General features: G+C 37.9%; 19 protein-coding genes. 12 read left to right on the top strand and 7 right to left on the bottom strand.

What is annotated here, in order from left to right; all coding sequences use genetic code 11:
* Positions 1-192 precede the first annotated feature (192 nt).
* The 5 genes from LG276_RS22880 to LG276_RS22860 all read left to right on the top strand — a co-directional run bounded on the left by LG276_RS22880 (position 193) and on the right by LG276_RS22860 (position 5,436).
* Complete coding sequence (locus LG276_RS22880) at positions 193-1,692, top strand: malate:quinone oxidoreductase (RefSeq protein WP_224936923.1); 1,500 nt, start codon at positions 193-195, stop codon at positions 1,690-1,692.
* A 553-nt stretch (positions 1,693-2,245) separates the two neighbouring features.
* Positions 2,246-2,995, top strand: a complete 750-nt coding sequence (locus LG276_RS22875) for an SDR family NAD(P)-dependent oxidoreductase (RefSeq protein WP_251162420.1) — start codon at positions 2,246-2,248, stop codon at positions 2,993-2,995.
* A gap of 180 nt (positions 2,996-3,175) precedes the next feature.
* On the top strand, positions 3,176-3,922 hold the full coding sequence (locus LG276_RS22870) for a methionine ABC transporter ATP-binding protein (protein ID WP_404293021.1): 747 nt from the start codon (positions 3,176-3,178) through the stop codon (positions 3,920-3,922).
* Positions 3,915-4,577: a methionine ABC transporter permease gene (locus LG276_RS22865; protein WP_095371406.1), complete on the top strand. Its 663-nt coding sequence runs from the start codon at positions 3,915-3,917 to the stop codon at positions 4,575-4,577. The genes LG276_RS22870 and LG276_RS22865 overlap by 8 nt, the downstream gene beginning before the upstream one ends.
* A gap of 22 nt (positions 4,578-4,599) precedes the next feature.
* Entirely contained in the window at positions 4,600-5,436 is an 837-nt protein-coding gene (locus LG276_RS22860) for a MetQ/NlpA family ABC transporter substrate-binding protein (protein ID WP_289435005.1), read from the top strand.
* 202 nt (positions 5,437-5,638) lie between these two features.
* Here the strand turns inward: LG276_RS22860 and LG276_RS22855 are convergent, their stop codons facing one another.
* The 4 genes from LG276_RS22855 to LG276_RS22840 form a co-directional block, all read right to left on the bottom strand.
* Entirely contained in the window at positions 5,639-6,301 is a 663-nt protein-coding gene (locus LG276_RS22855) for a hypothetical protein (RefSeq protein WP_404293019.1), read from the bottom strand.
* Positions 6,302-6,431: 130 nt separating this feature from the next.
* On the bottom strand, positions 6,432-7,778 hold the full coding sequence (locus tag LG276_RS22850; RefSeq protein WP_224936917.1) for a GntP family permease: 1,347 nt from the start codon (positions 7,776-7,778) through the stop codon (positions 6,432-6,434).
* Positions 7,779-7,793: 15 nt separating this feature from the next.
* Positions 7,794-9,341: a gluconokinase gene (gene gntK / locus LG276_RS22845; protein ID WP_341105249.1), complete on the bottom strand. Its 1,548-nt coding sequence runs from the start codon at positions 9,339-9,341 to the stop codon at positions 7,794-7,796.
* Positions 9,338-10,063, bottom strand: coding sequence for a GntR family transcriptional regulator (locus LG276_RS22840; protein WP_224936915.1), 726 nt, complete (start codon positions 10,061-10,063; stop codon positions 9,338-9,340). Before LG276_RS22840 ends, gntK begins: the two co-directional genes overlap by 4 nt.
* 314 nt (positions 10,064-10,377) lie before the next feature.
* Here LG276_RS22840 and LG276_RS22835 point away from each other — a divergent pair, with 314 nt between their 5' ends.
* The 3 genes from LG276_RS22835 (at position 10,378) to LG276_RS22825 (ending at position 13,158) form a co-directional block, all read left to right on the top strand.
* Positions 10,378-10,734 (top strand): cupin domain-containing protein, encoded by a 357-nt coding sequence (locus LG276_RS22835; RefSeq protein ID WP_341105253.1) that lies wholly within the window; start codon positions 10,378-10,380, stop codon positions 10,732-10,734.
* A 248-nt stretch (positions 10,735-10,982) separates the two neighbouring features.
* Positions 10,983-11,255 carry a GNAT family N-acetyltransferase gene (locus LG276_RS22830; RefSeq protein ID WP_224936913.1) on the top strand — a complete coding sequence of 91 codons (273 nt, stop codon included), beginning with the start codon at positions 10,983-10,985 and terminating at the stop codon, positions 11,253-11,255.
* Between the two features lie 532 nt (positions 11,256-11,787).
* Positions 11,788-13,158: a sodium:alanine symporter family protein gene (locus LG276_RS22825; RefSeq protein ID WP_095371414.1), complete on the top strand. Its 1,371-nt coding sequence runs from the start codon at positions 11,788-11,790 to the stop codon at positions 13,156-13,158.
* 93 nt (positions 13,159-13,251) lie between these two features.
* Here LG276_RS22825 and LG276_RS22820 read toward each other — a convergent pair whose 3' ends face one another.
* Complete coding sequence (locus tag LG276_RS22820; RefSeq protein WP_224936912.1) at positions 13,252-14,013, bottom strand: STAS domain-containing protein; 762 nt, start codon at positions 14,011-14,013, stop codon at positions 13,252-13,254.
* 183 nt (positions 14,014-14,196) lie between these two features.
* Here LG276_RS22820 and LG276_RS22815 point away from each other — a divergent pair, with 183 nt between their 5' ends.
* A complete protein-coding gene (locus tag LG276_RS22815; protein WP_095371416.1) occupies positions 14,197-15,021 on the top strand; it encodes a methyl-accepting chemotaxis protein in 825 nt (274 codons plus the stop codon).
* 159 nt (positions 15,022-15,180) lie between these two features.
* On the opposite strand, the gene LG276_RS22810 is transcribed toward LG276_RS22815, so the two are convergent.
* Positions 15,181-16,269 carry a sugar diacid recognition domain-containing protein gene (locus LG276_RS22810; RefSeq protein WP_095371417.1) on the bottom strand — a complete coding sequence of 363 codons (1,089 nt, stop codon included), beginning with the start codon at positions 16,267-16,269 and terminating at the stop codon, positions 15,181-15,183.
* Between the two features lie 185 nt (positions 16,270-16,454).
* Between LG276_RS22810 and LG276_RS22805 the strand changes: the two genes are divergently transcribed.
* Together LG276_RS22805 and LG276_RS22800 are read left to right on the top strand one after the other, a co-directional pair.
* On the top strand, positions 16,455-17,591 hold the full coding sequence (locus tag LG276_RS22805; RefSeq protein ID WP_341105256.1) for a glycerate kinase: 1,137 nt from the start codon (positions 16,455-16,457) through the stop codon (positions 17,589-17,591).
* Positions 17,592-17,614: 23 nt separating this feature from the next.
* Complete coding sequence (locus LG276_RS22800; RefSeq protein WP_224936910.1) at positions 17,615-18,961, top strand: GntP family permease; 1,347 nt, start codon at positions 17,615-17,617, stop codon at positions 18,959-18,961.
* Between the two features lie 130 nt (positions 18,962-19,091).
* Here the strand turns inward: LG276_RS22800 and LG276_RS22795 are convergent, their stop codons facing one another.
* Positions 19,092-20,000 carry a LysR family transcriptional regulator gene (locus tag LG276_RS22795; protein ID WP_281202847.1) on the bottom strand — a complete coding sequence of 303 codons (909 nt, stop codon included), beginning with the start codon at positions 19,998-20,000 and terminating at the stop codon, positions 19,092-19,094.
* A 222-nt stretch (positions 20,001-20,222) separates the two neighbouring features.
* Here LG276_RS22795 and LG276_RS22790 point away from each other — a divergent pair, with 222 nt between their 5' ends.
* Positions 20,223-20,771 (top strand): TetR/AcrR family transcriptional regulator, encoded by a 549-nt coding sequence (locus LG276_RS22790; protein WP_281202846.1) that lies wholly within the window; start codon positions 20,223-20,225, stop codon positions 20,769-20,771.
* The last annotated feature ends 17 nt before the right edge of the window (positions 20,772-20,788 follow it).

Genomic DNA, 20,788 nt, shown 5'->3' with positions numbered 1-20,788 from the left:
AGTATTGAGAAATATATATTTTGCAAAGATTGATGACATTTAATTTAGCGCATATTAAAGAGAAGGTGCCTGCACAATGTAAACGTTTGCCTACATCGACCAACAACTGGAAGGGTAGAGAAGCGTTTTTGGTGTAGGTTAGACTATTGTCTTATTTTCTCTGCAAATTTCACGGTATAAGGATGGTAAAAAATGAGCAACGGGGAAACCAAAGAAGTGATTTTAATTGGTGCTGGGATTATGAGCGCGACTTTAGGTTCGCTCTTAAAAGAATTAGTTCCAGACTGGAAAATCAAAGTGTTTGAGAAATTGGATAAAACAGGGGAAGAAAGTTCAAATGAGTGGAACAATGCAGGTACAGGTCATGCTGCATTATGTGAGCTTAACTATACGAAAGAAAATCCAGATGGTTCTGTTGATATTAAGAAAGCCATCAATATTAACGAGCAGTTCCAAGTTTCTAAACAATTTTGGGCTTATCTAGTTGATAGTCAATTAATTAGAAGACCACAAGAGTTCATTATGCCTTTGCCACATATGAGTTTAGTGCAAGGACAAAAAAATGTAGAGTTTTTGAAAAGACGTCATGAAGCAATGTCTAGCAATCCACTATTTGCTAGTATGGAGTATGCGACAGATCATGAAACATTAAAAAAATGGATTCCTTTAATTATGGAAAACCGTGCAACTACTGATGCGATTGCCGCAACAAAAATCGATTCAGGTACAGATGTAAACTTCGGTGCTCTTACACGTTTATTATTCCAACAACTAGAGTCTCAAGGTGTGGAAATGCACTATCAGCATAGTGTAGATGATTTAAAACGCACAAGAGATGGCGGCTGGGAAGTGAAAGTACGTGACCATGCAGGTGGAAACCTTGAAAACCATAAAGCAGACTTTGTCTTTATCGGTTGTGGAGGCGGTAGCTTACACTTACTACAAAAATCAGGTATTCCTGAAGGGAAAGGCATTGGCGGGTTCCCTGTAAGTGGAATCTTTATGTCTTGTACAAACCAAGAGATCGTGGAACAGCATCATGCGAAAGTTTATGGTAAAGCGCCTGTGGGTGCACCACCAATGTCTGTGCCGCATTTGGATACAAGATACATTAATAACAAAAAATCATTATTATTCGGTCCATTCGCCGGCTTCTCACCAAAGTTTTTAAAAAATGGATCCATGTTTGATTTAATTACTTCTGTAAAGCCAAGCAATGTGTTAACCATGTTATCAGCTGGTGTGAAGGAAATGGGCTTAACAAAATATCTAATTGAACAAGTGCTACAGTCAAAAGAAAAGCGCATGGAACAATTACGTGAATTCGTTCCAAATGCAAAAAGTGAAGACTGGGAATTAGTTATTGCTGGTCAACGTGTGCAAGTGATTAAAGATACAGAAGAAGGCGGAAAAGGTACGCTCCAATTTGGTACTGAAGTGGTAACGGCAGGCGACGGTTCAATAGCTGCTTTATTAGGCGCATCACCAGGGGCATCGACAGCTGTTCCAGTTATGCTGGATATCATTGAGCGCTGCTTCCCAGAAAACATAAAAGATTGGGAGCCAAAAATTAAAGAGATGGTACCATCTTACGGCCTTTCTTTATCAGAAAATCCGGAGTTACTCCAAAAAGTAAATCAAACGACTGACCGAGCGCTCGGTTTAGATCAAAATAAAGCGATTCATAATTAATAGATGAGAGAGAAACCTGAACATCACAGCTGAAGTGTGGAATGTTCAGGTTTTTCTTTTTTGTGTTTATGAATGGTTATTGATTGGTGGGAAATCTGGTAAGCCTGTCCGATTTCGCAGACGCATGATAAATAGTTGAAAATCAGAAGAACCTTGATAAATGATTGTCATTAGTTACAAGTTCCAGAGTAGCGTATTTATGATTGTGCATAGTGTGGATATGACGAAGTGTCCGCATAAACCGCGAAAACGGAGAGACTACTGTGCACATAGGCGAATTACCCACACAACCTGACAGAATAAATGTAACTATTGTGAGCACAGCCCTTTAGCCCCCTTGCGTTTTTCCATACAAACCCTTTTCGTTCATTTTTCCTCTCCAGTTATCAATAAATCATTGATGAAATCCGTCCGTAATGTTGCTGTTCTAAACCCTATATTTTCCATGACGTGGAAGTATAATCTATTGTCAGATCATAATATAATCTGATATGATTTATTCGTAAAGTATTTAGATGTCTAAATATATTATTTTAATAAAGGGGTCTTTCTCATGAAATTGAATGGTAAGGTTGCGATTATTACTGGGAGTGCTTCTGGAATCGGAAGAGGAATGGCGCTTGCGATGGCGAAAGAAGGCGCGCATGTTGCCATTGTTGATGTGAATGAAGAAAAAGGGAAAGAGACATTAGCAGAGATTCGTGTCCACACAGAAGGTATGCTGTTTATCAAAGATATCACAGTACAAGAAAACATTACGCAAATTGTTGAAGAAGTTGTTAGGAAGTTTGGTAAACTTGATATTCTCGTAAATAATGCACATGTATCTAAACAGGTGCTCTTTAATGAAACAACTCAAGAGCATTTTGACCTTTCTTTTAACACTGGTTTTTATCCAACGGTTCGCTTTATGCAAGCGGCGTATCCTGAGTTAAAGAAAAATAAAGGAAAGGTCATTAATTTTGCTTCAGGAGCGGGAATTGATGGACAAGTGACACAAACAGCTTATGCTGCTGCGAAAGAAGCGATACGTGCCATCACACGTGTAACAGCAAATGAATGGGGACCTGATCATATTAATATTAACTTGATTTCTCCAATTGCTTTAACACCAGGAGTGGAACAATGGAAACAACATGCGCCTGAAGCATATGATGCGATGGTAAATAAGATTCCATTACGCCGTTTAGGTGATCCTGAAAATGATATCGGGAAAGTAGCTGTATTCTTAGCAAGTGAAGATTCAAACTACATTACTGGACAAACTATACTTGTTGATGGTGGTTCAATAAAATTACATTAACTCAAGAATCTCCTACCAAAATAAATGGCGGGGGATTTTTTTTGTCTCTAACTCAGATTCCATCATTATAAGTAGACAGAATGTTTGTAAATGCCCGTCAAAATGACATTGTAGAGGGATTGAGCTATAATATATCCGTTATTGATTACCTTTCATAAATGGAAAGGGGGTTTATTTCATTTGATTCAAATGCATGATATAAGTAAACGCTTCGCTGATTACGAAGCGATTAAAGCGGTTGATATCGAAGTAAATGGAGGCGAGATCTACGGCATCATTGGAGCAAGTGGAGCGGGAAAATCGACATTACTACGGTTAATGAACTTGCTTGAAGTACCCGATTGCGGTGAAGTCGTTGTTGATGGAAACAACTTGATGACGATGAAACCAAAACAGTTAAGAGAAGCGAGAAAATCAATGGGGATGATTTTTCAGCATTTTAATCTTGTGGCGAATTTAACTATTTATGATAATGTCGAGGTTTGTCTTCAGCTAGCAAACTACCCAAAGCATCAACGAAGAGAAAGAGTGATGGAATGCTTAAGGTTCGTAGGTCTTGCTCATTTGGAAAAGCAGTACCCACAAAGTTTAAGTGGCGGTCAAAAACAAAGAGTGGCGATTGCTAGAGCCCTTGCGAACGAGCCTAAGGTGTTATTATGCGATGAACCAACTTCTTCACTTGATCCTCATACAACAGCGGAAATTCTCGCTGTGCTAGAGGAGATTAATCGTACATTAGGGGTCACGATTGTCATTGTTAGCCATGAGATGGAGGTTATACAAAGCATTTGTCACCGCGTATCGGTTATGGCAGATGGCTCTGTCTATAAGACAATTGAGCTTGAACCGAAAGGCGTCCCTGATGTGGACCACACCCCTGAATATTTTATTGAAAAATTAACAGGTGAGGTGAGCGGGGATGCCTGAAGTATTGCAAAGGTATGAGGCGGAAATATGGCAAGCGATTGGCGAGACTTTTGCAATGGTGGGGATGTCTATTCTTGCCGCTGTCATCGTGGGACTCCCTGTTGGAACACTACTTTTTCTTTGTCGAAAAGGGAATTTACTAGAAAGTCGAGCTGTTTTTTCGATTTTAAATTTATTGGTAAATACGATTCGTTCTTTTCCATTTTTATTATTAGTCGTATTCTTGATTCCTTTTACAAGGTTCATTATTGGGACAGCGATAGGCACAGCGGCAGCAACTGTACCGCTTTCAATTATCGCTATCGCACATTATTCTCGCCTTGTAGAGCAGTCTTTATTAGATGTCCCTAGAGGCGTAATAGAGGCAGCAAAGGCGATGGGCGCATCGGTTGTCGAAGTTGTCTTCAAATTTTTATTTGTCGAAGCACGTTCAGGGCTAGTCCTTGGCTTAACGACTTCAATTATTAGTTTTATATCCTATTCCACTATTATGGGGGTAGTAGGTGGTGGAGGAATTGGTGATTTCGCCATTCGCTATGGATATCAACAATTTATGACGGATTTAATGATATATATGATCATTATTATGGTCATTCTCGTACAGTGCATCCAGTTTATTGGGACAACTGTTGCGAGAGTGATTGATAAGAGATGACTACATACTGAAGGAGGACAATATGAAAAGACTATTTGCTTTAATGATACTAAGTATTTTGATGCTTGCTGCTTGTGGTCAAGAAACAGAAGATCAAGCAGACGATAAACAAACAAATGGTGGTGACAATAAAGAAGAGGTAACACTAAAAGTCGCTTCACTTATTCCACCGATGACAGAGATTCTTGAGTTAGTAGCGCCACAACTGAAAGAAGAGGGCATTCATCTAGAGATGGTTGTGCTAAGTGATAATGTGCAACCCAACACAGCTTTAGCGGCAAAAGAAGTAGATGCAAACTTTTTTCAACATGTGCCTTATATGGAAGAGTACAATCGTAGTAATGATGCGAATTTAGTGGCAATACAAGAGATTTATTTTGCCAATTATGGTGTTTATGCAAAGAACTTTGAAGAAATAGCTGATTTACCTGAAGGAGCAACGATTGCCATTGCCAATGATGTATCCAATATTGACCGTTCACTCGCATTACTAGCACAACATGATGTGATTGAATTAAAAGAAAAAACAGGACCATATTATACGAAATCAGACATCACATCTAATCCAAAGAACTATCAGTTTGAAGAGGTAGATTTATTAATGCTGGCGAGAATGTATGATGATGCTGATGCAGTCGTAATGACTCCTGCTTATGCTGCACCACTGGGCTTAACACCAAAAAGTGATGCACTACTAACAGAAGGTATTGATAATGACTTTGCCATTACACTTGTCGCTCGCGAAGATAACAAAGATTCAGAAGCGATTCAAAAACTTGCAGAAGCAATGACAAGCCCTGAAGTGAAAAAATTCTTAGAAGAAAATTATGATGAAACGGCGATTCCGGCATTTGAATAACAGATAGAAATGTGTATGATCTAGAAGCTGGAACAAAACTAAATTCTTCACTTCTAATTCTTAACTAAACTAAATACGTGAAAAATAATAAAAAACGAACTAATCTGAAGCTCTAAAATAGTGTTTCAAATATTAGTTCGTTTTTTTCATTTGCTGAAAACCATTTGTCCCAGCCTCTAGTTATTTTTTGAATGTGTTCTGTCTATGTGAGTCTGATGCGTTGAATCAGAACCTTTTTATTGAATTGGTTGGTGGGAAATGAAGTGGGATGATCGCGCAAAAGTAGGGGGAGAAAAGGAAAGAAGTGCGCTAAATAGGAGATACGCGCAAAAGTGATTAAGGAAAAGGAAGGAAGTGCGTGTAAACAAGGAATACGCGCAAAAGTGAGTAAAGAGAAGGAAAGAAGTGCGCGTAAATAGGAAATACGCGCAAAAGTGATTAAGGAAAAGGGAGAAAGTGCGCATAAATAGGAGATACGCGCAAAAGTGAGTAAAGAGAAGGAAAGAAGTGCGCGTAAATAGGAAATACGCGCAAAAGTGAGTGAAAAAAAGGAAGGAAGTGCGCGTAAACAGGAAATACGCGCAAAAGTGAGTGAAGAAAAGGAAGAAAGTGCGCGTAAATAGGAAATACGCGCAAAAGTGAGTGAAGAAAAGGAAGGAAGTGCGCGCAAACAGGAAATACGCGCAAAAGTGAGTAAAGAAAAGGAAAGAAGTGCGCGCAAACAGGAAATACGCGCAAACAGGAAATGTCCGGACAAAATCGTATTGAAAACCAGTGTGACTTTGCGTGCACATCTTTGCAAGTTTCTTTTGGAGGAGGGAGTTTCAGTTTCTGCCACTATTCCTAGGGTTACTTTGTTTTTCATTTTTTCCATCCCATTCAAGCTTTTATAATTTCGGATCGGCTTTTTGACACGTTAACGTTTCTCTCCGAAATAAAAAGCAAAAAGCCGAGTGAGTGGATCGTAACTCTCTCGTCTTTTTGCTCTTTGTCACTTAAACAATCAAGCTTAATAATAAAGTAAATACTAAGCCTGAAATGGAAATGATGGTTTCTAATAAAGTCCATGTAGCAAACGTTTCTTTCATTGATAAACCAAAATACTCTTTAAACATCCAGAAACCTGCATCATTGACGTGGGATGCAATTAAGCTACCTGCACCTGTTGCGAGTACAACGAGAGCAAGGTTAACGTCTGTTTGACCGAGTAAAGGGATAACAAGTCCAGCTGTTGTTAATGCTGCAACTGTCGCAGAACCTAAAGAAATTCTCAAGATGGCTGCGATGGTCCAGGCTAATAAGATAGGTGAAAGGGTCGTGCCTTCGAATAATTGGGCAACATAATCACCAACCCCACCGTCAATCAATACTTGCTTGAAAGCACCACCGCCACCGATGATCAGTAGCATCATTCCAATTTGTGTGATGGCTGTTGTGCAAGAGTCCATTACTTGTTTAATTGGAATATTACGGCCAATGCCCATTGTGTAAATGGCCACAAGTAGAGAGATCAAGATCGCGATTGAAGCATCACCAATGAACTTAATCACGATAATGATTATGCTATCGCTAAAGCCCATCGTTTCTTGAAGTAAAGTAACGATTGTTGCAATCGACATAAGGATAACTGGTAACATCGCTGTAAATACACTGATACCAAACCCTGGTGTGTCTTCAAGTTTAAATTGTTTTTGCTCACCTAAAGAAGCAATATTTCCGCTCTTTGTGAAAGAGTTGGGTACGATTTTCTTCGCAATTTTAGTGAAAACTGGGCCAGCAATAATCACTGTTGGGATAGCAATAATCATCCCGTATAATAGAACTTCACCGATATTTGCACCGTACTCCCCGGCAATGACGGTTGGACCAGGGTGAGGTGGTAAGAAACCATGTGTAACAGATAATGCTGCTGCCATTGGGATACCGAGGTAAAGAATCGATACTTTTAATTCTCTTGAAATCGCAAATACGATGGGAATAAGTAATACAAGACCTACTTCAAAGAATAGGGCAATCCCGATAATAAAGGATGATACGACAACTGCCCATTGGATATTTTTCTCACCAAACTTATTGACAAGGGTCATTGCAATTCTTTGTGCACCGCCAGCATCAGCGATTAATTTACCAAGCATAGCACCTAGACCAAAGATTAAGGCGATATGTCCAAGTGTTCCACCAAGACCGCTTTCAATCGTGCCAACAATTTCTGATGCAGGCATGCCAAGAGCTAGGGCAACACCAAATGAAACGATAATAAGTGAGACAAATGTGTTGAGTTTAAGCCCCATAATAAGGAGCAATAGGGCGATAATACCTAAAGCAACAATAAATAATGGCATAGTTTTCTCTCCTTTTTATTCGCTATCTTTTCCTATCAAGCCTCTTTGGTAGTTAGCGATTTTTGTATATTCCTCTGTTAATACTCTTGTCAGGTTGATAAAGCTAGGCATTAGTTGACGATACGCATTAGCTGCATCTTCATCTGGTGTATGTTTATGTGTGCTACCGATCATGTCAGAAGCTACTGCAAAATTTTCAATTTCTCCTGTAGCGTATAACCCAAGGATACATGCCCCTAAGCAGGAACTTTCATAGCTTTCAGGTACGACCACTTCAGAATCAAAAATATCCGCCATCATTTGGCGCCAAACAGCAGAGCGGGCAAATCCGCCTGTCGCTTGAATACGCGTAACAGGTTCGTCCATACACTCCATAAGTGCGAGGAAAACAGTGTATAAGTTGAAAATGACACCTTCTAATGCGGCGCGAATCATATGTTCTTTTTTATGTGAAAGGGTTAAACCAAAGAATGAGCCTCTAACATCTGGATTCCATACAGGTGCTCTTTCACCCGCAAGGAAAGGATGGAAAATAAGTCCATTTGCACCTGGTCTCACACGTTCAGCAATTTTCGTTAACACTTCATATGGATCGAGTCCTAAACGTTTGGCAGTCTCTACCTCGGATGAGGCAAATTCGTCACGAATCCAACGGAGGACAATCCCACCATTATTAACAGGGCCACCAATGACCCAGTGATCTTCCGTTAGTGCATAACAGAAAATCCGGCCTTTTTCATCTGTTTGCGGACGATCAATAATCGTACGAATGGCTCCACTAGTTCCGATGGTGACGGCGATTTCCCCTTTGCCAATCGCATTGACTCCGAGATTAGAGAGGACACCATCACTTGCACCGATAACAAAAGGGATATGAGGATCAAGTCCCATTTGTAAGGCAAGCTCACTGTCACAGTGTGTGAATATCTGAGTTGTGGGAACAAGGGTGGATAGCTGGTCCTCGCGAATGCCCGCTATCTTTAATGCTTCTTTGTCCCATGTTAATTCAGTAAGATTCATCATTCCCATTGCTGATGCGATAGAATAATCAACAACATATTGGTTAAAGAACTTCTTGAATATATACTCTTTTATCCCAATGTATTTTTTCGTTCTTTGGGCTATTTCTGGGCGTTCATTTGTAATCCATGTTATTTTACTCAATGGGGACATTGGATGAATAGGGGTCCCTGTACGTTTATAAATCTCATGGCCACCCCATTCATCTTTAATTTTATGTGCCCATGATTCACTGCGGTTATCGGCCCATGTAATACATGGAGTCAATGGTTGATCATTCTCATCGATAGCAATTAAGCTATGCATGGCACTACTAAAGGAAATGAATGCTGGCATCATTTCACTATTTTTTTTCATAATGTTCGTTATCGCCTGCTTGACCGCTTGATAGATTTCTTCAGGGTCCTGCTCAGCTGTAGACATATCTGGTGTATGCAATGGGTAGCCGATGTTTTCTTTTTGAATGACTTTCCCGTCTTTTGTAAAAAGAACAGCCTTTGTGCTGGTTGTTCCAATATCTACACCTAACATATAGGTTGTCATTTTGTTCCGCCCCCTTCTGCAAGAATTTCTTGGGATTTCCACATATCTTCAACTCTTCCTTGCACATCATCAAAATTTTGATGGAGAGATTGAATCATTAATGCTTTATCTTTTTTCTCAATCGCTTCAATATAGAGTGCGTGGTTTGTGAATATGCGTTCGAAATCGTGCTGGTTTTCTTTAAAACGCTTGCGCATGGATAATAGAATTAACCCCTCCATGACTGGTTTTAAATTATTCCAGATCATTAATATATATGAGTGATTAGCGGCTCGAATAATGGTCTCATGAAATTGTAAATCCTGAAGTGAGAATTCATCCGCATCATTATATTTAATAGAGACTTTCATCATTTCTAAAATCTTATTGAGTTCTTTTACAAGGTCTGTAATATCTGAACGTACAAGTCGTTGATAGATAAACGTTTCAATAAGAATGCGCACATCGTATATTTCTTCTATTTCTTTTTCGGATAAACCAATGACGACTGCACCCATTCGTTCTTGGCGAATAATATTTTCAGCAGAGAGAATTTTTAATGCTTCTCTTATTGGTGATCGACTTACTGAAAAGTCAGCAGCTAATTTATTTTCTGAAAGAATGGTACCGCTTTCAATACGTCCTGAGAGAATTTGCATCCTTAATTCACTTACAACGCGCTCACCTGTCGAAGCTTTCGTGAGCCATTTGGAAGGGTAGAGAAATTCTATTGGTTCGTTCATCATAACACCTTCTCATTTTAGTATACTTGTATACAAGTATTATATCTCGAATTTTCGATTATTCAAGGCGTTAATAAGAATTGTTTTTTTTCAGTATGGAGGAAATGGGGGAAGGGTGGTGGACGAATCCTCATAGAAAGGTATTCTTAGCTCAAATAAAGATTTAATTATTATTCACTATTTAAGATAAATCATTCGTCATTATTCCATTTAGGTTACATATAATGAAGCAATTTGATGTTGAAGGAGTGGGAAGGGTGTTTTGTAATGGTGAGAATATTATCTTATTGATTGTCTCCTAAGAGAAGGGTCAAGTGACACCCATTCAATGTCACCTGAATGCTTCTTCGCTCTTATATTGTGTACAGGGGCGAATAGAAGTATCATTTGTTTTACCAGATGTACATCAAATCAAGGTGTTCACTATTTCCCCCAACCAAGTAGTTAATATCCCCAAAGGATGTTGGCACCTTATACAAGCTAAAAAAGATAGCCAGTGGTTTAATGCTTTAGATTGTCCTCTACCTCAAACCATTTTTGCATCGCAGGTACAAGAGTTAAATGAGCATAGAATACTCACGTCAAAAGCACTTCGTCAACATACCGTAACGGCAATTGAAAGCGAACCCTACTATTATCATCATGGTAACTTATCATTTCCAAAAAAATAGAGCCATCGTTCTACCAGGATAAACAGGTGGGACCATGTAGGGCCCCTCCATAGAAAGCAAAGGTGAAGGCCGAACAAGTAGGATTTGCCCGTCACTTAGAGGATAAATACAAAGCGTAAAAAATACATATCCCATTAATCATTCGTACATACTATAATTAAAAAGGTACGCTGCTCTTATAACATGTACGGTTCGTGTTTGAGAAAAGCATAATGAAGGCCATCATATAAAAGAAGGAGGTGTGAGGCGTGGAAATTAAAAAAGCTAGCAATCGTCATTATGGTATTGATGATAGTGGGAAGGAACAAGGAGAAGTTACTTTTTCGGAAAGAAACGATCACACCATTGTTATTGAACATACATATGTAGAGGAAGAAGCGAGAGGTACTGGACTTGCTGAACAACTAGTGGATTCGGTTGTACAAGAGGTGAAAAGTCAAAACAAAAAAATTGTCCCAGCTTGTCCCTTTGTCGCTGCTCTATTTAAGAAGAAAGCAGAATATCGGGAAGTGCAAGCTTAAACCAAAAAAAGTAGGCGACCCCTACTTTTTTTATTTGCTTCAATCAGGTGATCCCTCCCATGTAATGTTCAAATTTAAAACACTATCGTTAGATATGATAGGAGGGTCTACCACTTATGTTTTTCATGAGGTGTTTGAATAAATACAACCCATTCTAGGTTCTTTAAAGGACTCCTATGGGGTAAATCACCTCTCCCTTAAGGCATTGTTCCCGCTTCAAAAGATTTAATTTTACAGTAATATATTCTTAAAACAAAAGTATTGGTTATTTGTTCGACAGAATTCATCATTATTTTGAAGAAAAAAGAGGTGATTCTTATATAAGAAGAGAATTATAGGCTAATAGTTTAGAATTTTTAGACTTTATAAGTTAAGTTAATTTTCTTACTATGATAAAAATTTAGAAAATGTTCAACAAAATAACGTGGTAATGCTTTAATTCGTATTTATTTTTTGTAAAGAATCTATTATAATATAATAATTCAATCTAATTGTTTATTGTTGTATAACAGAAGATTAAAGAGGAGGGAAAATGATGGAATGGCTACAGAACTTAATAAGCGTAGTAGGTAATTTTGTATGGGGGCCAGTAACCCTAGTATTGATAGTGGGAACGGGGATCTTCCTTACTTTTAGGTTAGGATTTATCCAAATAAGGGAACTTCCGTATGCCTTAAAGCTTACTTTTAGTAAAAGTGATAAAAACAATAAAGATAAAGGGGATATATCCCACTTTCAATCTTTGATGACAGCTATGGCAGCCACACTTGGGATAGGAAATATTACCGGTGTAGCGACAGCAGTGATGCTTGGTGGGGTCGGTGCTTTATTCTGGATGTGGTTAGCTGCATTTTTTGGAATGGCGACAAAATACGGTGAAGCCATTTTAGCAGTTAAATACCGTGTGACGAATAGTAAAGGTGAAATCTCCGGGGGACCGATGTATTATATTGAAAAAGGTCTCGGCTGGAAATGGTTAGCTGTATTATTTGCTCTCTTTGGATTTTTGGCTTCATTTGGAATTGGTAATATGACACAAGCAAATACTGTTGCTGGCTCATTTGAAGCTAATTTCGGGGTGAACCCATGGATTACGGGTGTTGTTCTAATGGTATTAACAGGATTAGTACTGTTAGGTGGAATTAAAGGAATTGGTCGAGTTACGGGGATATTCGTTCCTTTCATGGCATTATTTTATTTAGCTGGTGGACTTATTATTATCTTTATGAATATTACTGAAGTACCTCAAGCATTAGGTTTTATTATCTCTGAGGCCTTTAACCCATCCGCAGCAACTGGTGGTGCAGTCGGGATGGCCATTCGTTATGGTATCGCCCGTGGGGTATTCTCTAATGAAGCGGGGCTTGGTTCAGCACCCATCGCAGCTGCAGCGGCTAAAACAGATTATCCTGGTAGACAAGCGTTAGTTTCAATGACAGGAACATTTATTGATACAATTATTGTTTGTTCGATTACTGGTTTAACGATTGTATTAAGTGGTCTTTATGTGGGGCATGAAAATGCTTCTAGTTTAACGGGAGAAGCATTTGAATTCTTCTTACCTGGTGTAGGTAATATGCTTGTAGTTATTGGTATTATGTTCTTTGCTTATTCGACTATTATTGGCTGGTCTTATTATGGCGAGAAATGTTTTGGTTATTTATTTGGTGATCAAAATGCAGTGATATACAAGGTGCTGTTTGTCATAACAGTACTCATTGGCTCGGCTTTAGAGTTAGAAATGGTATGGGGAATTGCTGATATCTTTAATGCACTAATGGCCTTACCAAACTTAATTGCTCTCTTGCTTCTATCTCCAGTCATTGTGGCTGAATCTCGGAAATTCACTGAGATTAGAAAAAAAGAGAAACAAGAAGAGAAGAAACAATCAATGGCAGGATAAGTTGTTGTGTTTATTCATTGAAAGTTTAGCCTGACACCAAAATAATCATTTGAAAAAAATGCAACTGCTATCAATTAGAGTTGCATTTTTCCTTTATTTAGAAGCAATATCAAGAGCAGCTCTAATTGTACTAGCGGTTCTAAGCTTACTTGTAGGTCGATCGGCAAATGTAATTGATTTCTGTGCCATTGCCGGTTTGATTCCACATAATATCATAGACGTACCCATTAATGATAATACATTTGCTAGTTCAATAAATCTTTGCATAATTTCTTCATTATAAGTAGTTAATCCATTTACATCGATTAATAGGGTTTCAGCAAATGTATTCTCTAATGATTGCAATAATTGCGTTGTCATCTTATGGTAACGACTTTCATTCATCTCTCCAACTAAAGGGAGAACAGATACCTTATCTGTGAGTGGAATAATAGGTGTTTCAAGTTCTTCGATTCTCTGTAAGGACTGTAAATACTTTTGCTCGGCCTCTTTCTGTTCAGTTATATCATGTTGAACACCGATAAAAAAATGGGCTTCCTCCTCTTCCATATAAACCGAATCAATTGTTAAGTGATTCCAGAAAATATCGCCGTTCTTCTTATAATTTAGAACTTCACATTGTATGGATTCTTTTCTTGTTACTGCTTCTCTAATACGAGCAATGGTTTCATTACTTGTTTGCTCGCCTTGTAGAAAACGACAATTATTACCGATTACCTCCTCTTTGGTGTAACCTGTCATATCAGTAAAACCTTTAGAAGAATAGATAATAGGGTTATCATGCTGACTCGGATCGGTAATTAAAATACCAACGCGTGTATAATCAAGTGTCTTTAATATGAGTTCCATATTCATTTTATTCAGTGCTAACCCCACCTTTGGCAAATTTCCATCTATTTATTATCTCTTCCTTTTTGGCAAAAAACAAAGGAAAGACCTTTTTGTTTAAGTAGATGAAATAAAACGATATTCTGTTGTAGGTTTCGTTTATGTTTGATATGGGTAAAAAGAACTACTAGCGTATGAAAGGGAGCATGTATGAATACAACAATTGGTTTTCAGGAAAATCATCAAGTGTTAGATAATAATGAAGTGTTAGCATCACTTGAGAGAAATTTAGCCATGATTGAGTTTAATTTGGATAGAGAAGTGATATGGGTTAACGATAATTTTGCTAGAGTACTGGGGTATCAGTCAGGAGAAATGGTAGGAATGGATCATCAGAATTTCTGTACTATTGAAGAGGTGAATGGTTCAACCTATCTTGAGCTATGGCGTAATTTGAGAAGGGGAAGAAAGTTTCAAGAGAAAATCAAAAGAGTGGGTAAGTTTGGCCAATTATTGTGGTTAGAAGCGACATATATTCCTGTTATAGGAACGAAAGGAGAGGTAAAGGGAGTTTTAAAAATTGCCACGGACATTACTGAAAGGGAGCAGCATACAAATGAGATGATCTCAAAATTAAAAATGGCGCCCACACATCTTGTTGAACTGGTATTATCTAACTCTAATGAAAAGGTATTAGCTTTAGAAACGTTGAAACAACAAATGAAGCTAATCGAAGAAACATCTAAACTTATTCGAAATATTGCATCTCAGACGAATTTATTGGCAATTAATGCTGCTATTGAGGCAGCTCATGCTGGTGAAAAAGGAAGAGGGTTTGCCGTTGTTGCCAAAGAAGTTAAAAAGCTATCTGTCTCAGCTGATAATGCGATGAAAGAAGTAAATATAAATATTGAGAATATTACAGAGCAAGTCGTGAATGTGTATGAGATAACTGATGAGCTAAAAGATATTGTTTCACGGACAAAAGATGATATAGATGAAACTTTACAGTCGTTTGCGCGATTGTCTAATTAGTATGGTCCACCAGATTTCGGTTTTTCAAAGTATTGTATTTCATTAATTAGTAGATAGATTAGAAAAGCTCACCAGATGGCGAGCTTATTTTACTTGAAATCACAAATGGTATTTTTTACAAGAGTCAGAGAACATCCATCAAGTGAGGTATTTAACCAGTTACTCTTTATGCATTTGTCTAAGCCAAATCGCAAGTTGCAGTGTAATTGCATCGAGAGTATGCTGTGGGTTATATCCGGTTATTTCTTTGATTTTCTTTAGCCGATAAATGAGTGAGTTTCTATGGATAAATAAACTTTTCGCACATTCTCCAAGGTTTAAATTATTTGCAAACAAGCTTTCAAGTGTCTCAATTAGCTTCTCAGAAAGTCCATTCAGTACTCTTGTATAGTAGTAAGTTTTAGATGCTTCACTCAGTTCATTCAGTAATGCTTGTGCTTCAATATCTTTAAAAGTAGCAAAAATAGAAGACTCTGCACTTAATGTTAAAGCTGAAATGGATTGCTGATAGGAATGTTGAATGTTATTGACAGTCTTTACATTGGAACCCAACCCAATTCTTGCAGTAAGTTGATTTTCTTCTATAAATGAAATGAAACTTTGATACCGATGAATGATTTGTTCCTCTGTTAAGCCTGTATGAAGTATAAATTGTTGATTGATTCCTAGGAAACCAATCAATGTATTTTCTTTGGGAAAAAATCTTTCCACCCATTGGATGAAGTCATTTTTTTTCAATTTGGGCATATCTGTTTTAATGACTGACACTTGAAAGGGGGGCAAAAGATGAATCTCAAATAGTTTAAATCGTTGTTCAATCGATGAATCTTCAATTGAGTCCTGCAATAAATCATCGAATAAATGATCCTTCGCTTTTTGTTGCCACTCTAACTGATCTAAACTAAAGGATTGTTGAATCATCATCTCTGTAATCATTTTTACTAACTCACCAAATTCAAAAATTTCATCTGGGTCACCAGTAATGCCAATCACACCGATGATTTTTTTTTGAAAATGAATTGGTAGGTTAACACCGGGATATGAGTTTTTCCATTGTATATCCTTATCACTAATGGTGACAGCTCTACCAGTACGTAAAACTTCTGTTGCTCCCTCATGAATCATATTGATTCGATCGGGGTTACCAGATGCAATTATTTTGCCTCTATCATCCATAATGTTTATATTTCTATCCAGTCTAACCATGGTTTGCTTAACAATTTCTGCGGCAATTTCACGAGTTAACATATATGGCCCATCCTTATTCTCTTCATTTCGTTTGTTATATATCAGTAAAATAATATCACAATCTGTTTATAATAGATAAAAATTTAACCAAAATAATCTGTTTTTTTGTTCAATCATAACGATGACAAATAGTATGACACATAATTATAATAAGGATAACACAATAGATGTTAGGTGGCGAGTTTATGAAAGTAGTTATTGCACCTGATTCATATAAGGGTAGCTTATCGAGTGTTTCTGCTGCAGAAGCAATTGCTAAAGGTGTTAAGAAAGCGCTTCCTTCGTGTGAAGTTATTTCTGTGCCTGTAGCGGATGGTGGAGAAGGAACAATGGATAGTCTTGTTTCCGCAACGGGGGGAAAAAAGGTAAAAGTTAGTGTAATGGGTCCATTACACAAAAAGGTCGCGGCGGAGTATGGTGTACTCGGCGATGAAAAGACATGTGTTATTGAGATGGCGAGTGCCTCTGGTCTAGAGCTGATAAATAAAAGTGAACGCAATCCACTGATTGCTACAACTTTTGGCACAGGGGAATTAATTAAGCAAGCGTTAGATGATGGTTATCGTCATTTTATTTTAGCAGTTGGTGGAAGCGCTACCAATGATGGCGGAGCTGGTATGTTACAAGCTCTAGGGCTAAAAATGATGAACGATGCCGGAGATGAAATTGGTCTTGGGGGAGAAGCGTTAGGTGAGGTTACGTCTGTTCAATTAGACTCTCTTGATTCGCGGATTAAGGATTGTCAATTTCTAATCGCTTCTGATGTACAAAATCCGTTTATTGGTCCTAATGGTGCTTCTCATGTTTTTGGTCCTCAAAAAGGGGCAAGTCCTGAAGTAGTTGAGATGTTAGATCACTATATGGGTAACTGGGCAGATGTGATTGAGCATGCGACTAAAGTTCGCTTACATGATCGGCCGGGTGCAGGTGCAGCAGGAGGAATTGGTGGTGCTTTCCAAGCCTTTTTCAATGCAGATATGAAAAGAGGGATTGATCTTGTTATTGAGTACACTGGACTGAAGGAAAAAATGGTGAATGCCGATTGTGTATTTACTGGTGAAGGCCAGTGTGATTTTCAAACCGCCTCTGGTAAGACACCTATGGGTGTGGCAGAGGCAGCGAGAATCAATCATATTCCTGTCTTTGTTCTAGCGGGTTCTATTGGTAAAGGTATTGAAGAGTTATATGAATATGGCATTACTAGTGTCCACAGTTTAGTGACAAGCCCTATGGAGTTAGACGAGGCGATGAAGCGTTCAGCAGAATTGCTAGCGGATGCTGCTGAACGAGTAATGAGAACATTTATTGCGTTTCAAAGATAAATCCATTTTTAGGAGGGAAAAGAATGTTATTCTTCATCATTGCTATTGGGGTTTTAATTATCGTATTAGCGACAACAAAGTTTAAGATTCATCCATTTATGTCTTTACTAATAGGTGCTCTATTCGTTGGATTTGCATCAGGTATGCCATTTGATTTAATAGTTGAGAGCATTAATAGTGGATTTGGCGGTGTTATGACAAGTATCGGTCTTGTCATTGTGTTTGGAACAATTATTGGAGTGATCTTAGAAAAAGCAGGTGCGGCTTATCGAATGGCAGAGGTTGTGTTACGTATCGTGGGTCCAAAGAGACCACAGCTTGCCATGAGTATTATTGGTTTCATCGTCTCTATTCCAGTGTTCTGTGATTCTGGTTTTATTATTCTTAATAGTTTACGCCAGGCATTAGCTAAGAGAGCTAAAGTAACGATGGCTTCAATGTCTGTAGCACTAGCTACAGGATTATATGCCACTCATACACTTGTACCACCAACACCAGGCCCAATTGCCGCTGCGGGGAATATTGGTGCAGAAGCCTATTTAGGAACAGTGATTTTAATTGGTTTTATTGTAGCCATTCCTGCTGCTGCCATTGGTTATCTTTGGTCAGTTAAAGTAGCAACAAGAATTGAAGTTCCAGAGGATCGTAACACAGAGGAATTCGATTATGATAAGGTTGTCGCTTCATTTGGTAAGATGCCTTCGACTTTTCAAGCATTCTTCCCAATTATCTTACCTATTCTATTAATCGGGTTAGGTTCAATTGTTGCCGTTCTGGGATACGAAGGTTGGTTTGCACAATTTATTGGTTTCTTAGGTACACCAGTTATAGCATTGTTCATTGGTATTCTCGCTGCTCTACCATTATTACCTCAATTTAATGAGGAAACATTAACTAATTGGGTTGGTAAAGGATTATTAGATGCCGCACCTGTACTTTTAATTACTGGAGCAGGTGGAGTTTTTGGGACAGTAATCAAAAACTCTGGTGTTGCTGATATTATTCAGGGTTGGGACATTTCCGATATGTTTACAGGTGCGCTGTTCTTGATTATTCCTTTCATGATTGCTGCAGCATTAAAGTCAGCACAAGGTTCATCAACAACAGCATTAGTACTAACATCTTCATTAATTGCCCCAATGCTTCCGGTTGTTGGTATTGAAGGAGCAGTACCGCTAGCATTAGTTGTAATGGCTATTGGAGCGGGTGCAATGACCGTTAGTCATGTGAATGATAGTTACTTCTGGGTTGTTACACAATTTACTGGTATGAAGGTAACAGATGCTTACAAAGCTCAAACAATGGCGACATTATTACAAGGACTTGTTTCTATCATCGTAGCAATGATTTTGTGGGTTATTTTAGTATAAGAAGAAAATCCGAACAGTCACTCGAATGCTTTCTTTAGGGTTCGTGTGCGTTCGGATTTTTACCCCTTTAAACCGATGTTCTTAGCCAATTTTCATTTCCTTATGCAGAGGACGTTCCTTTTCATAAATGTCACATCTCGTTTGATTGCGCAATAAGCTTATTCATTTCCTGGTTTAATGTTTCAAGGAAAATATCTGTCAGTCGGTTTATATGTTTTTTCTTTAAATGAACCCAGCCGTAGTGAACTCTTTCTTCTTTTAATTCTTGTATTTTCACCCCGGTAATCCCATCAATATGCTGAAATGAATAATCAAGTCCAATCGTTATCGCATTACCACTAGATACCCATTGGGTAATTGCATTTGTATGATTGGTTTTTACAACTAGATTTCTTTGGCTATTGTTATCAAGAAGCTGTTTGATCGTCTGATTAAGGTAAGCATCTTGATATAAAATAATGGGATATCTTGATAAATCTTTTTTTGAAATAAAAGGCTTTTCAGCAAGTGCGGAATGGGCTTGTACGCCAGCAACCATATAGCCTTCTAGCAGTGGTTCAAAGTGGAATTTATCTTCATTTACTTCAGAAGATGGCCCAACAACAAGCATACCCACGTCCATTTCTTCGTTGATTAGTTTTTCTGTTATCTCCTTTGGTCCTAACTCTTGAAGCTCTATGGAGACATTTGGATGTTCTTTCTTAAAAGAAAATACAGCGGCAAGTAAGGCGTTTGAAGGGCCTGGTATTGTAGAGATACGAAGATGCCCTTGGAGTTTTTCTGTTTGCGCTTGCGCGAATGTTTGAAACTCTTCCGTCATCTTCATGATTTCTTCTGCCTTTTCAATTAATAGAGCGCCTTCAGCAGTTAAATGGGCACCAGAACGGGAGCGTTTAAACAACATCAACCCTAGCTCGGTCTCTAAACTACTGATGGATTGACTTAATGCCGATATAGAAAGGAAAAGTTCATGAGCTGCCACAGTGAATGATTGTGTTTTTGCCACAGTTGAAAAATGTTTTAGTTGATCAAAGGTCATTTACTATCACCTAGTTTTTATGGATTCAAAATTAGTATACTGTTAATTCGTCCATTCTATCTATATATTTTTGAGCAGGTTTTTATAGAGCGTTTTGTGTTAAAATAAATATGTTATAGGTAAAAAGAATGTGTTTTGTTTTAATTAATTGAGAATTTAGAACTAGATTAGAGCAATTGTGTTTATAGAGAAAGTAAATAGATCCTAAAAAGGAGTAGAAAATTGAATGAAGCAACGAATAAGCAAGTAACCAAAACACGTGAGATTGTGTGTAGTGCTTTAATGGAATTGATGAATCAATTTCAATTTCGTGAAATAAAAATTTCAGCAATTACGAAACAAGCAGGGATTGCACGAATAACTTTTTATAGAAACTTTGGCACAAAAGAAGATATTATACGCATCTATTTACGTCAATTGTATAGAGATTTATTCAATATGAGGAAGAAACAAGATAATCTAACTATAGCGCAAATGATCCATATGATGTTTATGATCACAGAACTACAAAAACCAGTATTGAGAAAGCTATTTGCGCATGATTTGGAATACTTAGTTATGGAAGAATTCATTGAAATGATAGAAGAGGGGCTAGCGGAAGTATTCACTGACGTTGATATTGCAGAATACTTAATTCAATTTCAAATTGGTGGGTTCACCAAAATTATACTAAACTGGGTAAAAGAGGATTGCGAGAAAAATGCTACTCATTTTTGTAATCAAATCACGAACTTAATGAATCATTATCAATTAAATACAAAAAACTATTAAGCATTCATCAATAAAGC

This window comes from Cytobacillus kochii (genome assembly GCF_044790165.1).
GTDB classification, from domain to species: Bacteria; Bacillota; Bacilli; order Bacillales; family Cytobacillaceae; genus Cytobacillus; species Cytobacillus kochii.
Note: the sequence above shows the minus strand (reverse complement) of the source record. Positions and strands in the feature narration are given on the sequence as shown.

What these genes read in the sequence shown, in the direction of transcription:
- LG276_RS22865 (WP_095371406.1), top strand. Translation starts at nt 3,915, where the DNA reads ATGCCTGAAGTATTGCAAAGGTATGAGGCGGAAATATGGCAAGCGATT.
- LG276_RS22875 (WP_251162420.1), top strand. Translation starts at nt 2,246, where the DNA reads ATGAAATTGAATGGTAAGGTTGCGATTATTACTGGGAGTGCTTCTGGA.
- LG276_RS22860 (WP_289435005.1), top strand. Translation starts at nt 4,600, where the DNA reads ATGAAAAGACTATTTGCTTTAATGATACTAAGTATTTTGATGCTTGCT.
- LG276_RS22855 (WP_404293019.1), bottom strand. Translation starts at nt 6,301, where the DNA reads ATGAAAAACAAAGTAACCCTAGGAATAGTGGCAGAAACTGAAACTCCC.
- LG276_RS22840 (WP_224936915.1), bottom strand. Translation starts at nt 10,063, where the DNA reads ATGAACGAACCAATAGAATTTCTCTACCCTTCCAAATGGCTCACGAAA.
- LG276_RS22810 (WP_095371417.1), bottom strand. Translation starts at nt 16,269, where the DNA reads ATGTTAACTCGTGAAATTGCCGCAGAAATTGTTAAGCAAACCATGGTT.
- LG276_RS22805 (WP_341105256.1), top strand. Translation starts at nt 16,455, where the DNA reads ATGAAAGTAGTTATTGCACCTGATTCATATAAGGGTAGCTTATCGAGT.
- LG276_RS22815 (WP_095371416.1), top strand. Translation starts at nt 14,197, where the DNA reads ATGAATACAACAATTGGTTTTCAGGAAAATCATCAAGTGTTAGATAAT.
- LG276_RS22795 (WP_281202847.1), bottom strand. Translation starts at nt 20,000, where the DNA reads ATGACCTTTGATCAACTAAAACATTTTTCAACTGTGGCAAAAACACAA.
- gntK (WP_341105249.1), bottom strand. Translation starts at nt 9,341, where the DNA reads ATGACAACCTATATGTTAGGTGTAGATATTGGAACAACCAGCACAAAG.
- LG276_RS22820 (WP_224936912.1), bottom strand. Translation starts at nt 14,013, where the DNA reads ATGAATATGGAACTCATATTAAAGACACTTGATTATACACGCGTTGGT.
- LG276_RS22850 (WP_224936917.1), bottom strand. Translation starts at nt 7,778, where the DNA reads ATGCCATTATTTATTGTTGCTTTAGGTATTATCGCCCTATTGCTCCTT.
- LG276_RS22800 (WP_224936910.1), top strand. Translation starts at nt 17,615, where the DNA reads ATGTTATTCTTCATCATTGCTATTGGGGTTTTAATTATCGTATTAGCG.
- LG276_RS22825 (WP_095371414.1), top strand. Translation starts at nt 11,788, where the DNA reads ATGATGGAATGGCTACAGAACTTAATAAGCGTAGTAGGTAATTTTGTA.
- LG276_RS22880 (WP_224936923.1), top strand. Translation starts at nt 193, where the DNA reads ATGAGCAACGGGGAAACCAAAGAAGTGATTTTAATTGGTGCTGGGATT.